At 45.8% G+C, this 16542-nt stretch carries 12 protein-coding genes; 7 read left to right on the forward strand and 5 right to left on the reverse strand.

Annotated elements, in window-relative coordinates:
* Positions 1-10: 10 nt before the first annotated feature.
* The 4 genes from arcC to A5868_RS02640 all read left to right on the forward strand — a co-directional run bounded on the left by arcC (position 11) and on the right by A5868_RS02640 (position 4531).
* Complete coding sequence (arcC, locus tag A5868_RS02625) at positions 11-949, forward strand: carbamate kinase (protein ID WP_086306125.1); 939 nt, start codon at positions 11-13, stop codon at positions 947-949.
* Positions 950-999: 50 nt separating this feature from the next.
* Complete coding sequence (locus tag A5868_RS02630) at positions 1000-2325, forward strand: citrate transporter (protein ID WP_371191122.1); 1326 nt, start codon at positions 1000-1002, stop codon at positions 2323-2325.
* Between the two features lie 60 nt (positions 2326-2385).
* Positions 2386-3609 carry an amidohydrolase family protein gene (locus A5868_RS02635; RefSeq protein WP_086306126.1) on the forward strand — a complete coding sequence of 408 codons (1224 nt, stop codon included), beginning with the start codon at positions 2386-2388 and terminating at the stop codon, positions 3607-3609.
* A gap of 70 nt (positions 3610-3679) precedes the next feature.
* Entirely contained in the window at positions 3680-4531 is an 852-nt protein-coding gene (locus A5868_RS02640) for a DUF2877 domain-containing protein (protein ID WP_086306127.1), read from the forward strand.
* Between the two features lie 43 nt (positions 4532-4574).
* Here the strand turns inward: A5868_RS02640 and A5868_RS02645 are convergent, their stop codons facing one another.
* The 4 genes from A5868_RS02645 to A5868_RS02660 form a co-directional block, all read right to left on the reverse strand.
* On the reverse strand, positions 4575-5345 hold the full coding sequence (locus tag A5868_RS02645) for an ABC transporter permease (RefSeq protein WP_086306128.1): 771 nt from the start codon (positions 5343-5345) through the stop codon (positions 4575-4577).
* The gene (locus A5868_RS02650) at positions 5338-6255 is read right to left on the reverse strand and encodes an ABC transporter ATP-binding protein (RefSeq protein ID WP_086306129.1); all 918 of its coding nucleotides are present in this window, start codon (positions 6253-6255) and stop codon (positions 5338-5340) included. The genes A5868_RS02645 and A5868_RS02650 overlap by 8 nt, the downstream gene beginning before the upstream one ends.
* Positions 6256-6351: 96 nt before the next feature.
* Positions 6352-6900 (reverse strand): chromate transporter, encoded by a 549-nt coding sequence (locus A5868_RS02655; RefSeq protein WP_086306130.1) that lies wholly within the window; start codon positions 6898-6900, stop codon positions 6352-6354.
* Positions 6901-6902: 2 nt separating this feature from the next.
* Entirely contained in the window at positions 6903-7466 is a 564-nt protein-coding gene (locus A5868_RS02660; protein ID WP_176281394.1) for a chromate transporter, read from the reverse strand.
* Positions 7467-7577: 111 nt separating this feature from the next.
* On the opposite strand from A5868_RS02660, the gene A5868_RS02665 reads away from it, so the two are divergent.
* Together A5868_RS02665 and A5868_RS02670 are read left to right on the forward strand one after the other, a co-directional pair.
* The gene (locus tag A5868_RS02665; protein WP_086306132.1) at positions 7578-8462 is read left to right on the forward strand and encodes a LysR family transcriptional regulator; all 885 of its coding nucleotides are present in this window, start codon (positions 7578-7580) and stop codon (positions 8460-8462) included.
* A gap of 59 nt (positions 8463-8521) precedes the next feature.
* Entirely contained in the window at positions 8522-9229 is a 708-nt protein-coding gene (locus tag A5868_RS02670) for a DUF975 family protein (protein WP_086306133.1), read from the forward strand.
* A gap of 46 nt (positions 9230-9275) precedes the next feature.
* Here the strand turns inward: A5868_RS02670 and A5868_RS02675 are convergent, their stop codons facing one another.
* Positions 9276-10745: a helix-turn-helix domain-containing protein gene (locus A5868_RS02675; protein ID WP_086306134.1), complete on the reverse strand. Its 1470-nt coding sequence runs from the start codon at positions 10743-10745 to the stop codon at positions 9276-9278.
* Positions 10746-11569: 824 nt separating this feature from the next.
* On the opposite strand from A5868_RS02675, the gene A5868_RS02680 reads away from it, so the two are divergent.
* Complete coding sequence (locus A5868_RS02680) at positions 11570-16450, forward strand: SpaA isopeptide-forming pilin-related protein (RefSeq protein WP_086306135.1); 4881 nt, start codon at positions 11570-11572, stop codon at positions 16448-16450.
* The last annotated feature ends 92 nt before the right edge of the window (positions 16451-16542 follow it).

Here is a 16542-nt window from a genome sequence, read left to right on the forward strand (position 1 = left end):
GGAAAAATATATGGGATTAAATGTGATAGCTTTAGGCGGAAATGCCATTTTAGATACCATTCCAACTGACGAGGGACAAAAGGAGGTCGTACGCAAAGTCGCGTCAGATATTATCGAATTCATTGCATTAGGAGAACAAGTCGTTATCTGCCATGGGAATGGTCCACAGGTCGGGAATCTGCTGATCCAGCAAAAAGCGGGAGACTCAGAAAAGACCCCTATGATGAAGTTGGATTCCAATGTGGCGATGACAGAAGGCAGTATCGGCTATTGGATTCAGCAAGCGGTCCAAAACGAATTGCAAAAGAGAAACCTTCAGAAATCTGTCGTCAGTGTCATCACACAAGTAGAAGTGGACGCAAAGGACCCTTCCTTCGAAGAACCAACGAAACCCATCGGCCCGTTTTATACAAAGGCGGAAGCAGACGAGAAAATGGCGGCTGGAGATGGCACGTATCAAGAGGATTCAGGCCGCGGGTATCGAAAAGTCATTGCGTCACCAAAACCAAAGCGGATCGTTGAAAAAGAAGCGATCTTGTCCTTGGTGGATGCAGGGATCATTACGATCTGTGTTGGTGGCGGCGGGATTCCCGTGATCAAAAACGAGCAGGGAGAATACGAAGGAGTCGAAGCGGTCATTGATAAAGATTTGTCTGCCAACCATTTGGCAAAAGAAATCAAGGCAGATCGTTTAATTATTTTGACGGGAGTTGATAATATTTACATCAACTACAATCAACCGAATCAAAAGAAATTAGAAAAGCTGACGATCGCAGAAGCCAAGCGGTACATCCAAGAAAATCAATTTCCAGCGGGAAGTATGCTGCCTAAAGTAGAATCGGCGATTGATTTTGTTCAGGAAAGTAAAAAACGTGAAGCTGTGATCACCTCGATCGAGAATTTAAGCAATATCGTAGATGGTTATGGAACAAGGATAAGTTGTTCATAAAAAATGTGAGGAGTATAGCGATGAAGCGAAAAATAACGTTCTTTTTATTGATGTTGCTGATTGGCGCGACATCAGGAATCAACGCATACGCTGCTGAGGCTTTGGATAAAGTAACTGCACCAACAGGTTTTCAAGCCCTATTGGTCATTGTCCCGTTGATCTTAGTATTGGTATTGCTGTTTTTGAAAGTAGATATGATCATTGCCGGGTTGGTTGCGGGTGTCTTAGCCATGGTGATCGGAGGGATCAGCTTGGCCGATGCCAATGCACAATTATTAGAGACGATCCCTTCTATGTTGAGCATCACTGTCCCAATCATCAACTCAGCGATCGCCATGGCTGTGTTTAAGGCAGGAAGCTATTCTGCCGCATTGACGTTGGCGAAACGCGGAACAAAAGGAAAAGTGGAATATGTCTCTGCCTTTATTGTCATCTTGCTGGCGGCTGCAACGTATATGTCGGGGATCGGTGGCGGAAGCGCCATGGTTATTGCTCCCTTGGCATTTGCTGCAGTCGGTGTCGTACCTGAGTTGATCGCGGCAATGTCGCTTTCAGCAGCCGTGTCATTTACAACGTCTCCAGCTTCATTAGAATCAAGTATCGTCTCTAAATTAGGCGATGTCAGTGTGAGTGATTATGTGTCAACGATGCGTCCTTATTGGTTGCTATTTGTAGTTCTGGCAATTATTTTGGCTTTTTGGGGAACGAAACGTCGGAAGATCGGTTTTAAAGAATCTGCCGATGATGTCTTTGATAAAAAAACAAATGGCGAATTGTTCAAATTGACGTTGCCTGCGATCTTTTTACTGTTTGCGGTCATCTTTGGACCCATCGTGAATGAGCTGATCGGTTTCACACTCTTCACGCCGTTGGTCTATATGGTCTTGACGTTGGCGTTGGTATTTATTTGTACAGATTTCTCCATGAACCAATCGGTCGAAGCAATGGTAGATGGCTCGACGTATATCTTGACGCGCTTGTTCCAAGTAGGAATCTTCTTAGCCTTCATCAACGTGATCGCTCAAACAGGCACCTTTGCGGTAATTGCCGGAGTGGCTCAGAACGCGCCAGAATTTGTCGTGGTCCCTGTGGCGATCCTGACAGGAGTGTTGATCGGGGTGCCGGCAGGAGCGTATGTAGGGTCCGTCTTGACCTTAGTATTGCCAGTAGCTGTATCCTTAGGATTCCCGCCGTTGGCTTTAGGCTTTGTGACGATCGGGGTAGGCTTGGGCAGTCAAATGAGTTTCGTAAATATAACGATGCAGGCCTTATCATCCGGCTTCCAGATTCCTATTCTGGATGTCGTAAAGGGCAATATCAAGTGGTTGAGCATGGCGTCTGTCTTACTGTTGGTCATTGGCTTGATCTTTGGTTAATGGGACGAGTGATACTTAAAAAGATAAAAATAGATTCTTAATTAGACAAGGAGTGGGAAAATGGATTTATTAATCAAACAGGCAAGACTCGCTGATGGCGAAGAATTGCAGGATATCGCTATCGAGAATGGGAAAATCACAGAAATTGCGCCGCAAATCAACGAAACAGCGAAAGAAGTCATTGAAGCTGCGGGGCGTGTGCTGATTCCCGGATTGGTGGAAAGCCATATCCATTTAGACAAAGCATTGATCGCGGATCGTGAACCGAACAAATCTGGAACATTAAAAGAAGCGATCGAGGTAACGGCGAAGCTGAAGCCGACGTTTACGGAAGAGGATGTGTACACCCGTGCCAAAGAAGCGCTGGAAATGATCATTCGCCGTGGTGCAACAGCGGTGAGAACACATTCAGAGTTTGATCCGGCACAAGGATTTACTGGCTTCAACATGATCATGAAGCTTAAAGAAGAATACAAAGATCGGATCGATATGCAAGTCGTAGCCTTTCCTCAAGAAGGCATCTTCAAAGCTCCTGGAACGGAAAAAATGATGTATGAAGCAATGGACATGGGGGCAGACGTGGTAGGGGGGATTCCTTATAACGATGCACCTGCCAATGAGCATATTGATCTGGTGTTTGAGATCGCGAAGAAATACGACAAGGACATTGATCTGCATCAGGATTTTGCAGATGAAGCGGACGACACCTCGATCGAGTATCTCTGTGATAAGATCCTTGCGGAAGGCTATGAAGGACGCGTTTCGGTAGGACATTTGACCGCATTGCACGCAATGCCGAAGGAACAGTTGGATCGTGTGATCGATAAGATGGCAAAAGCCAAGATCAATGTGATGCCATTACCGGCAACAGACCTTCATCTCGGTGCACGCAATGATGAATACAATGTTCGTCGAGGGGTGACACCGATTCGTAAATTGCGCGACGCGGGTGTCAATGTTTGTTTAGCAACAAATAATATCCGCAATGCGTTTACTCCGTATGGCAATGGCGACTTGATTCAAATCGCGATGTTGGCGATCCCTGTAGGACATTTAGGCGGGGCGGATGATTTGCCGACGGTGCTGCCGATGATCACTGAAAATCCAGCGAAAGCATTAGGTTTGAAGGATTACGGGATCGGTGTCGGGAAAAAGGCCGATTTGATTTTATTGGATACGAAGGTAAAAGCCAATGCGATCATTGATGTGCCAGAAAGATTGTATGTGATCAAAAATGGTCGTGTGACAGTAAAAGTAGACCACCACGTGTCCATCATAGAGTAGAATAGAAAGAAAAGGCAGGAGCTTCTTCTGCCTTTTTATGGATTATCTGAGAAGGGAAGGAGGATCGGCTATGAAACCTAACGCAGCACGCATCAGCACGTATTTGCTGCCGATAGATCGTTTCGGTACGGTGGGAAAAGTACACAGTGTATTCGATCAGTCATTGAATCTGAGCGTCAAGGATCAGCTGATCAATCTGACCGCCTCAGAAGAATTCTTATCTAGTTTTGGTATTCAGCTTTCTCAAGAAACGTTTCGCCAGTTCCGCCCCTTTTGTCAGCAAGGCAATGTGGTCAAACTCGCTGAAGATTCAATCACGGTCTATGATGCTTCAGGGGTCAAAAAGGTAGTTTTCTCTGAAGTCCTTCCTGTCTCGCTGAAGGTGAGAGCGATGGTCTATGAAGGAAGCGTCCTTGAACGGTTAAAACGGGTTTTATTAGAGGAACAATTGGAAACACGGTTAGGGCTGGTTCTTGGAGAAAAAGAGCGCGCCTATAGTGAATTTCTCAGGAATCCCGGTCAGGAGTCCTACGATTGGCACGAGCTGGTCACCTATTTTGTCGGAAGGGGAAAAGGGCTGACACCTAGCGGAGACGATCTTCTGATGGGGTACTTATTTATGCTTCGGTCGTACGAGCATCCCTTCCTGGATAAGTTGACAGAACCGCTTGCTGCGGCGCAAAAGCGGACAACAGACGTGAGTGGGGATTATTTAGCAGCGATGCTCTCAGGCTATGCCAGCTCTCCCTTCATCGCGTTGCAGCAGGCCTTGCAACGGGAAAGCTCTGAGGCTGAGTTGGCTTCTGTCGTGGAGGGCTTGCTGGCGATCGGACATACCTCCGGCAGTGATACCTGTTATGGCCTGCTTCTAGGCATCGAGGCGGTACAAAACTACAAAAAAGAACTGGATGCGAATCATTGATTCGGCACATCCAGTTCTTTTTTGTTTCGCTTTTCTATTTTACTTAGCTTCTTAACCCGCGTCCGCGATCGATCAGATACCAGCAGACGCTATATAGAACAATGATAAACAGGACTAAGATCGACAGAGAGACAACGATCGATACATCCATGATACCGAGGAAGCCGTAGCGGAAGCCGGAGATCATGTAAACGATCGGATTGATCTTTGATACACCTTGCCAAAAAGGCGGCAACATCGAAATCGCGTAGAAAACACCGCCAAGGTACGTTAACGGCTGTAACACAAAGGTTGGTACGATCGAGACATCATCAAACGATTGAGCGAAGATTCCATTCAGCAAACCTGCTAATGAGAATAGGATCGCTGTCATCAGCAGCGTAACGACGACGATCACCCAAGAATAGACATGCAGCGGCACAAAGAAGAGCGAGATGATGGTCACGAGTGTCCCCACCAAGACGCTGCGGCCGACACCGCCTGCGACGAACCCCCAGATGATGATGTGGGTCGGAACTGGAGCGACAAGGATCTCTTCGATGTTCTTCTGGAATTTCTGAGAGAAGAAGGAAGAAGAGACGTTTGCATAAGAGCTGGTGATCGCAGACATCATGATCAGACCGGGCACGATAAATTCCATGTAGGAAAAGCCCGCCATGTCTCCGATCCGTCCGCCGATCAAGTTTCCAAAGATGACGAAATATAGCGACGTGGTGATCACTGGCGGCACCAGTGTCTGCACCCAGATTCGCAAGTAGCGATTGGTTTCCTTAGCTGCCAAACTTTTTAGGGCAGTGAGATAAAGATTAGACATGATTTTCCTCCGTGATCTTCAGGAATAGTTCTTCTAAGCGGTTAGATTTATTCCGCATAGAAAGGACCTTGATTCCTTGGTTTGTTAATTGTTCAAACAGTTCGTTGATCCCTTGATCCCGCACGACTTCGACTTCAAGCGTCTGCTCGTCCGCAAAGGTGTGCTTGAACCCATTGATCGTTGGTTGCGTGTCGTAGGGTTCTAAATCGAAGATAAAAGTTTCGAATTGTAATTTTGCCAATAAGGATTTCATACTGGTGTTTTCGATCAATTCTCCTGATTGGATGATTCCGATGTTGCGACAAAGCATTTCTGCTTCTTCTAAATAGTGGGTCGTCAAGATGATCGTTGTTCCATTTTCGTTCAATTCTCTAAGGAACGTCCACATTTCACGACGCAATTCGATGTCCACGCCAGCGGTTGGTTCATCCAAGATCAACAGCTTCGGTTCATGCATCAGTGCACGTGCGATCATCAAACGACGCTTCATCCCGCCTGAAAGCATCCGTGCTCGGACGTTGCGTTTTTCCCACAAGTCGGATTGCTTCAAGTATTTCTCACTGCGGATCATGGCTTCTTTCCGAGGAACCCCATAGTAGCCCGCTTGGTTGACAACGATCTGTTGGACGGTCTCGAAGGGATTGAAGTTGAATTCTTGCGGGACTAAGCCAATCTGCTGCTTCGCCATAACGAGCTGCTTGTCTAGATCGTAGCCGAAGACGCTCACGTTGCCGGAGGTTTTGTTGACTAACGAGGTGATGATGCCGATCGTGGTCGATTTTCCAGCCCCATTTGGTCCCAATAAAGCATAAAAGTCGCCTTCTTCAACGACGAGATCAATGCCTTTTAGCGCTTCAACGCCTGTCGCGTATCTTTTTTTTAGGTCTTTTATTTCTAATGCATTGGTCATGTATTCCGCTTCTCCTTAATTTCTGTGATTCCCCTATTTTATCATTGATTTTGGGGAACACAAGTTTTAAAAACGAGAAGAGGGTGCTGATCATTATCAATAGATAAAGAAGCCGACAACTCCGGCGAAGCACATCAAGAGGATCGGGTTGGGCTTGAACTTGCGCAGCGCAATCAAGGAAACAAGAAACAGGATCGCGGCCTTCCAATCAAAGTGGGCGAGCAGACTGCCGGAAAAGTCAGAGGTCTCAAAAAAGGTCAGGAGCAGGATCGTGAACCCTGCGGACATTATCAAGCCTACGGAGGAGGCCTTCAAGCTTTTCAAGGCGGTGGAAACATAAAGGGAGTCTTGGTGCTTTTGAAAAAATTGATACAGGCCGATAGAGATGAGACAGCCGCCTAAAATACAGCCGACAGTAGCTACGATAGCGCCAGTGATCCCGTTTAGCTGCATCCCCACGAAGGTAGACGTATTGACGGCTAATGGCCCGGGCGTCATTTGCGAAATCGTGATGATGTCACTGAAGACTTTTTCACTGAGCCACCCTTGATGCGTGACGACTTGCTCTTGGATCAGCGGAATGATGGCATACCCGCCGCCGATACTGAATAAGCCGATTTTTAAAAATGTCCAGAATAATTCCATGATCAGACCTCCCTTGTTTGCTGTTGGCGATAGGTGTGAAGGAGACAGATCCCGACACTGAATACTAAAATATAGACCACATTCAAGTTGAAAAAGGCATTTGCGATGAAGGCGACAGGCACCAGTAAACTCAATAATTTAGAATTTTCTTGTCGGATCAATTGATACATATCGATCACCAAATCAATGATCAGAGCCGTGACACAGGCCTGCATGCCTTTTAGGACAGCCATCACCGTTACATTGGCCGCAAAAGCCGCATACCAATTTGAGATCAATCCTAAAATGACGAGTGGCGGAATGATGGCACAGATGGCGCTGATGAAAACACCCGGCATTCCCGCGACTTTTTTTCCGCCTAGTACGCTTAGATTGATGGCGATCGCACCGGGAGAGGACTGCGCCACTGCCGCCATTTCGATCAATTCATCATTGGAGAACAGGTCTTTTCCTTCGACATAATACTTCCGAATCATGGGGACCACCACATAGCCGCCGCCAAAGGTGAAGGTACTGATGAATAAATTGATTCCTGCTAGCCATAAATAAAATTTGAGTTTTGTCATGGAAAGCCCCTTTCTTACTGCTTTCTCTCTAGTATATCGGTTGGTTTGCCATGTGTGAAATGATACTATTAAGCTATAGACATGAATAAAATTCATGGGAAGGTGACAGGTATGAATTACAAGCAATGTGTCATTTTTCGCGAGATTGCGAAAACGCAAAATTTTACTAAGGCGGCTAATCGGCTATATATGACGCAATCGGCCATTTCTCACGCAGTCAAAGATTTGGAGGAGGAGGCGGGGACACAGCTTTTTGAACGACTGCACCGCAGTGTCAAGCTGACGCCTGCTGGCGCGTTGTTTTTGCGGGAGATCCAGCCGATCATAGAAGCCTTTGAATCAGTAGAGGCGCGCTTGCCCAGTCTGGAAAAGCAGACACCGGTAACGATCGCTTCGTGCATCACCTATGCGCAGATCGCCTTGCCCCAGTTGCTGCACTGTTTCACGATGACGCATCCAGACGTTCATTTTAAGGTGCAGGTCTTTCCAGCTTCTGAATCGATCACTCGGCTAGAAAGCGGAGAGGCAGATCTGGCCTTTATTGAAGGGCATGTCTTGCAGAACTCTTTTCAGGCGAAAAAGATCGCGGAGTATCGCCTCTGTGTCGTCGCCGCGCCCGCAGCAGAAGTGACTGAAGTCAGCTTTGCGGAACTTTTGCAGCAGCCGTTGCTTCTTCGTGAACGCGGGAGTGCTGTTCGAGAGACGTTTGAGTCTGCGGCGGTATTAAAAGGCTACAAGCTTTTTCCGCTTTGGGAGAGCATTGATTCGCAGGCGCTTCTTTCAGCGGTCAAAGGGGGATTCGGTCTCTCTGTGTTGCCGTATCCCTTGGTTCAAGAAGCGATCCAGCAGGGGAAAGTGAAGGAAGTAAAGGTCAAAGACTGGCGCTCGGTCAATGATATTTCTGTCGTGATGCGAAAGAGCCGCTACCATTCTCAGGTGTTGTCTGAATTTTGGCAGGCACTGGATGCAGTGGATGAATTGCCGCCAAATGTTTAAATCACTTTCTAAAAAATCCACAATAGATTAAACTATTGGATAGAAAGGGGTTATTATTTATGAAGACGACTGCTGAATTAAAAGCAGAAGCGAAAGAAGCGTTGAGAGGGAAATGGGGACAAGCGGTTATTTTGAATCTTATCCCAACATTGTTGACGGTAGCGATAGTATTTTTCTTCCTGCTATCCGGCGTGATCGCCTACATTATCCATGGCGGAGGAGATAGCACCAGTATGTTCTCCTATGCTTCGGATTACAATCAAAGCAGTGCGAGTGGCGGAGGAACCGGGATCATTTCCTCGATCATCAGTGCATTGTTCATGAGTGGGATTTCTTGGACTTATTTAGATTTATTACGGGGAGACCGCACGCATATCGAACCATTGAAGGATGCATTTCGTGGATTCCAAGGCGTATTCCTTGGCGGAGTGATCTTGTTAGCCTTGCTTACGAGCATTTTTACTTCTTTATGGACATTGCTATTTATCATTCCGGGGATCGTAAAAGCGTACGCGTATTCTCAAAGCTACTTTATCTACTATGATCAGATCCAACAAACGGGAGAAAAACCGAAAGTATTGGATACGATCACTGCAAGCCGCCGCTTGATGGACGGTCACAAGGGCCGCCTCTTCTGGCTGGATGTGACATTTATTGGCTGGTACCTTGTCACAGCGTTGACATTAGGGATCGCTTATTTATGGTTGGCACCGTATATCTCAGCTACCAAAGCTGCCTTTTATGAAGACTTACAACAAAATATCTAACAAAAATGCCTGTGCTCAATGGAAATGTTGAGTACAGGCATTTTTTTTATGAGGCAAATCTTTTTTTATTTTGAATAGACAGTAACAGCGGCAGCAGATCCGTTTCGTAATTGGTATTTAAAATATTCAATAGGTAATAGGCCGCGTTTTGTTTGGGGAGAAGCTCTTTAAAGGTCGTGATGAAGAGGTCGATCTGATCATTGGGCTGCGGTTGAAAGACGATCTCGATGAACGTGAGACTTTGCAGGTATTTGATGACATGCTGCAGGTACAAATAATTTGGGATCGACACGAGGCCGACACGAATTTTTTCATCTGTGACGAAAAATAGCGGCAATAGACTCAAGCAAAGCGTTTTGGCTAAGGAGTCGAGGACGTTCTCCAGCCAAGCAAGCTGTCTGCGGCGACTAAGTTTTTTAACCGCTGCTTTGATCGCCGGATAGAGTTCGCCGTATAATTCCGAGTCTACGAATTTTTCTTTGCTGCCGGTTTCAAACAGCAGCGGGATCTCCTTCTTCTGGATCGAATAACTCAAAAACGTTCGGGCGACGTTGTTCAGCAGCATCCGTTCCTCCTGCTCCCCCAGCACTCCTTGCAGCAGTTCGCAGGAGCAGTAGCGATAAAAGCTGTCGATCGCCAAACACAAGGGGTCGCGTTCTTCCACGTTCTTTGTGTAATAAAACATCAAAGGATTGGAGGAAGGGTGCTGATTCTTTGCTTCGTAGGGGTAGTAATAGAAAAGATAATTAAAAAATTCCACTTGATGCGTGATTGCTTCAGCCGTCTTCAGTTGGTTGCTCAAATAATTCTCTAGCAGCGGCGTGATCTGGGAAAACAAGAGGTCATCAAAAGGCAGTGCGGTCAAGTGCTTCTGTTGCGTATTCCGCAAACGGGAAACGCAAAGCATGAGACGAACCAGTTTAGGATGGAGAGGCAGGTGGAAAACGTCCATCAAATCCCGGACCAGATTGTCCTCTGGTGTGAAATCCATGGCACATGTATTGAGATCATCCCCAAACGATGCCGACCACAGCGTTTTGATGTAAAACATTCGAATGACCGCTTCGTGACCGATCAATGCCATCTTCGCCAAATTCGTACGAATATTGCATTCTTCCAAATAGTTTGTTAAGGGACGCATTTGTTTTAAAACGGTCATCTCCTTCACCCGATGTTCTTCGCAAAAGCTGTGGAGGCTTTTATCTGGGTGAAACAAAGAGGAAAGTAAAAAGCGATACGGCAGCGAGTGCTTGACTTGTGTGATCAGAAAGTTATTGGAACGAGTGGGCGTGCTTTCCCAATAAATAGTAGAAGAATTAATGAACAGGGGCTCTTCGTGAATGGCAAGGAGTGTGTCGTTGATCTCCTGCAACATGTTTAAAAAGGACTGGTAGCTGCAATCTAGCTGTTGACTGAGGCTTTGAACGGAATACTCGCCGGCGGGATACCCTTCCATCAGCTGAAAGAAATGAATCTTCTTCTGCTGCTGGCGGGTCAAGAAGAGTTCTCTAAACATAAGAGCCACACCTTTCTATGCTATTTATTCGCTGTTCTTTTTAGACATCTAAGAAAAAGTGTCTAGAAAATCAGCGATTAGTTACTTAATTAAAACTTATTTATAGGTTGATTCTAGCATAGCTGAAGGCCGTTCATTTTTCTTAGAAATGATGAGTTTATTGGAACGTTCGGTTATTCATGCAATCGTTTTACGGAAGTATGAGCGGTATGGCTGTAGCGGCAAAATCGCGGACAAAAGCATCCAATCTTGTTAAAATGTTCGCTCCTTTTTAGCAAACACCAAAATCATTATTTTTCCCCTTAAATTTGGGCGGTCAGCTTGGGTGTGAGGAGCAACTTTTTTTATTATTAAGTAAACAGAAAAGCTGCTATAAGTTATTTATAACGTTATGCCGCTTTTCAGCAGAATTCCACGTGCAAAGCGTCACAGATTAGCCGAAAGGCGTGCCTGTTTTTAACGCCTACTGAATTAAACTGCGCTCACTAGGAAAGCACATTGAAGGATGAGGTGCTCTTTATTCTATAGGATAGAGAGCACCTTTTTGCTTGTCTAAAGGACCTATTTTTGTAACTGTCACCACTTTCCTTCTTTTCTATCTAGATTTGTTGTAGGTATGTTCAAAATTTAACACAGTGTGTGCCAATTTATGACGTTGTTTTACAATTGACATTGTTTTATAATTTATTGATTACTAAAAGTTTATTTTTAGGTATTTATATAATGAAAATAAAGCAAAAAACGTCTAATGTAACGGAAAGATAATGGTTCAAAAAATGATATCGGTTTCGTTGATTAGCGAGTTAAGGAAGGTGTTCATAAAAATGAAAAAGAAATTAGTTGTGGTTGGGTTGGTTATGTTACTTGTTCTTCAAATACTTAGTCCAACCTTTGCTTATGCACAAGGGACCACAGAATCAACGACGCAGTCGGCGAAGAAGGAGAGCCTCTCTTCAGCGGTGAAACCGCCGGAGGCAAGTACGTCGACCGCAGCAACGTCGGCAACGACAGCAACAACAACGACTTCAAGCAGCAAAGACCAAACGGCTGACGGCAACAGCACGGGGTCTTCCGCAGAAGCCACGCAAGCAACAACGGCGTCAACAACAAAAGAAGCAGCAAAGAAACAAGCGCGTGCAGCTATCGCGGACAATATTTTCAGTTCGGTAAAAATGTACAAAATCAATGGGGATGAAGTAAAGCCGAATGACACGCTGCCCGATATGACTGGGATCAAGCTGGCATTGAAATTCTCGTTCTCTAATAAGAATTATCAGACTGGAGATACCTTCACGACACAATTGCCTGCTCAAGTAGCCATCGCAAAAGATTTATCTGGCGATTTTAGTCCAATGACTTCGGCAAAATGGACGATCGATGCGGCGACGAAGAAATTAACGATCACTTTTTTAGAGGACAATGTTTCCTCAGAAGTTTATGATTTGACCTTGACTACCTCTTTGGAAAAGGTCAACGGCATTGACGAAGAGAACCAGAAAGTCGTTTTTGACACGGCACCCACACCAACGACCTTCTCGATCGATGTGACATCTAGTGTTGATCCAGGGAAAAACACCACTGCTCTCACTATGGATACATTGAATCCGAAGAAGGCGACGATCACTTCCGCGTTCAATTTGGATCGGACGGATAATAACGATCGGATGTACCAAGTGGAAGGCTATAACTATGGCAGCAAAATGAGCTTTGAGTCTGTCAATGTCTATTCCAGCGATGTCGATTTCAATGGCACGCTGGTGGGCAGCAAAACATTATTAACAAAAGACGTTGATTATACCATTACCTATAAAAATGCAGACAGCAATCGACCTGTCGCAGAAATCAAGCTGCTGAAGTCCATCGGGAAAAAAGCGGTCATCGCAGAATCAGTCGTATCCGGCATTGACGGCAACAATTATGTTGATGAATCTGTCGCGGGAAATGAATACAATTATTTTTATGCGTATTCTTATACCAATGAAAATGGCACTCAGTTGAATTACACCAATGCGAGCAAAGCGTTTGTGACGCTGCAGCCGTTAGAAGCAAAAGGAAAGATCAATCCAGACACAGGAAACATTGACTGGGAGATCAAATACAACTTTAATGAGCAGCCGCTGACGACGTCTTCTCAGTTGCTCGCCAATTTGAAAGACCAAGGTGTCGAGCTGGTTGACGGTTCGATCAGTATTGAAAAAGTTAAATTTAATTATACGAGTGAAAACAATTACGAGGTCGTTTCTGAAGGCGAGGGCACCTCTGACTTTACGATCACGCCTGATGGGAAGGATTCCTTGAGCTTTACGCCTAAGTCGGCGACGACACAAGCGTACATCGTTCGATATTCGACTAAAATTACCGATCCTACTGAACGCGTCATCAAGAACAAAGTAACGAATGGGACGGTAACAAAAGAAGCGCAAGTGAGTCTTATTCCGAATCTATTGTCAAAAGAAGCGGGGACCATCGACATCTTCAATCGTACGATGGAATGGAAGATCACGGTCAATGCTGAAAAATACAAGATGACAAATCCAGTGGTGCATGACTACTTCATTGGCGCGGTCAAGGACTATACGGGATTAACGATCAGCAAGAAAATCTCTGACACGGAATCGGTGCCGTTAGTTGAGAATGTGGACTATAAAGTCACTAAATTTGATGAAAATGGGTCGCCGGTTGGTGCCAAGCCAAATGTCAACGGCGCTCCAGATAGCTTCAACGGCGGGGTGCGCATTGATTTCCTAGGGGATTACAACGAGCTGAAGGATACCTTAGTCATCACGATCAAAACGAAGATCGAAACCTCTGCTGAGAAAACCGAGATCAAAAACAAAGCGACGTTGAACTACGGCAATTCTCCAGGCGTCATCGAGTATGATGCGAAAGGGACATTTACTGATCCGTACTACACAGGCGGGGCAAAATTAGCCCAGACAGCAAGTACTTCTGGCGATTATCTTTATCAAAACTGGCTGGTCTTTGTAAATTCGACCGGAGCCAACTTCAACTTAACGAAAATGCAAGATAGTCTGCCAGCAGGAACAGAACTTGTGCCAGGCTCACTCCGCTTTGAAGAAGTGACCAGTCAATCAATGATCGACAACATCCAGCGTTACCTTGGTACGGACTACAATCTGGTTCCAGAAAATTCCGACGCTTACCCAACGAAGATCGATACGGCGAACAATCAGGTCAATCTGGAATTTGGCAATTTAGGCGCCAAACGGGTATACGTGAAATACCGAACCAGAGTCAAACGCGACTGGTATGTCTACAATCGCTTAGACAACGTTGCAAAAGTTACCTATGATGACAAGACACCAGCGGAGTACAAAGCAAGCGTGTATGCCTACAATTATGAGTATGCGCTATTGAAGTCCGTTGCCAAAGACCCAGTAAAAGAAAATGTAGCGAACTGGACCGTGACCACGAGAAACATTACAGCAGGCATGCCTGTCCAAGATCCTGAGGTCACGGACACATTGACCCCTGGAACGACGAATGCGGCCTATGATCCGACTTCTTTTGTTGTGACGGATACGGCGACTGGTGAAAAGATCAGCACCGACCATTACCGCTTGTCCTTTACAGGAAATACGTTCAAAATTGCGTTTTCTGATTACAAAGCAGAGAGCAACATTCAAGTAAAATACAATACCGTCAGTGAATTTCCAGGCGGAGTAAAAAACAATTCTCAAGTGAATTCTTCAAGCTATGGCGCGCTGAATGCCTATTACCGCCAAGTCAATACGGCTGTCAATCTAAGCTTTACAAACGGCAGCGGAACGGGTGTGGTGAAAACTGCGGACCTAGACGTGTTGAAAGTGAATGAGAAGGATCAAGGGTTAGCAGGTGCGACCTTTGAGATCCTTAAAGAAGACGGAACAGAAACAGGCTTGAAAGCAGATACGGATGCCGAGGGCAAACTGTCCTTTACAGGCTTGCCGCTGGGCGAGTACTTGCTGAAGGAAAGCAAAGCACCAAACGGCTACGAGATCAATCCAGAGTATAAAGATGGAAAAGCGATCACGTTGACAGAGAATATGGCGGCGATCAAAGTCGTTAATAAAGAAACGGTCGCAAACAGTGTCGAGCTGACTAAAACGGATGAACAAACGAAAGACGTCTTAGCAGGTGCAAAATTCCGTCTAGAAAAAGCGGATGGCACTGTCATCAGCGAGAACCACGAAACAGGAACTGACGGACGCTTCACCGTGAAGGATCTGACGATCGGAGACTACCAATTTGTGGAGACTGAAGCACCGACAGGCTACGCGCTGAATAAGACACCTGTGACCTTCTCGATCACCGAACGTCAAGGTCAAGTTGTCAATGTGACGAAAACCAACACCTTGTCAACTGGGTCAGTTATTTTGACTAAAGTGGACGAGCAGTCGAAGGAAACACTAAAAGGCGCGACCTTCCAATTACAAGACAAGGCTGGAAAGACGCTGCAAGAGGATCTGATCACGGACGGCAACGGGAAATTAGAAGTTGCAGATCTGGCTCCTGGAGATTACCAATTTGTGGAGACCCAAGCACCAACGGGTTACGAGAAAGACGCGTCACCATTAGAATTCACGATCACGAAAGCTCAGTCTAAAGCCGCAGAAGTAGAGAAAACCAATGCGAAGACACCTGTGAAACCCGGATCGATCACCTTAACGAAGACGGACGAAAAAACGGGAGAAGCATTGTCTGGTGCGACCTTTGAGCTGAAAAATGAGAAAGGGACTGTGTTAGAGTCTGATCTTGTGACCGACAAATCAGGGAAAATCGTCCTTAAAACACAGGCGCCCGGCACCTATCAATTGGTTGAGACAGAAGCACCAACAGGCTACGTGAAGGATACGACGCCTGTGACCTTTACAGTGAAGGATCAAGCAGAAACGATCGAACTGAAAAAGACCAATAAGGCCATCGTCACTGGCGCAGTAATTTTAGAAAAAGTCGATGAAGCGACGAAACAGCCGCTACCTGGCGCAGAATTTGAGTTGCAAACGCAAGAAGGCAAAACGATCAAAACGGATACGATGAGTACGGACGACAATGGCCGTCTAGCAGTGGAAAAATTGGCCCCAGGCAAGTACCAATTTGTGGAAACCAAAGCACCAGCGGGGTATCAACTGGATGCCAAGCCTGTGACATTTACCATCAAAGCAGACCAAACAAGTCCTGTACACGTAACGAAAACGAATAAGGGCAAGACGATCGACGGTCTTACTTGTACCGTGGCATTGAGAAAAATAGACAGCAAAACGGGTGAAGGCTTAGCCGACGCGACGTTTGCTTTGCAAGACCAACGAGGCAACGTCTTAAAAGAAAATTTGAAGACCGATAAAACAGGGACGCTTGTTGTATCGGACTTGGAACCAGGCAAGTATCAACTAGCAGAGACAGAGGCACCTAAGGGCTATATCTTGAACACGAAACCAGTGACCTTCCAATTGACGACTGCGAAGAAACGAGTAGTGACAGTCAAAAAGGAAAACGTCAAGAAACGGACGAGTGCTAAAGAGAAGGGCGGAAGCCAAACGACGGATACGAACAAGTCACACACCACATACGGAAGCAATTACAGTGGTCGTAACCATACGTATCTGCCTAAAACAGGCGAACAAAAATCAATGATCCTAGTGATCATGGGTGTTGTCGTGTTGCTTCTTTTAGCAGGGATCGTCTACATCAAACGTAAAAAATAAGTAACCAAAGATCCGGCTAGTCGACAGACTGGTCGGATCTTTGTCTCTCAAGGCAGCACATGGTATCTTTAAAGGAAATGGAAACAGAGATC

Source organism: Enterococcus sp. 12F9_DIV0723 (assembly GCF_002174375.1).
In the GTDB taxonomy this organism is placed as follows: domain Bacteria; phylum Bacillota; class Bacilli; order Lactobacillales; family Enterococcaceae; genus Enterococcus_A; species Enterococcus_A gilvus.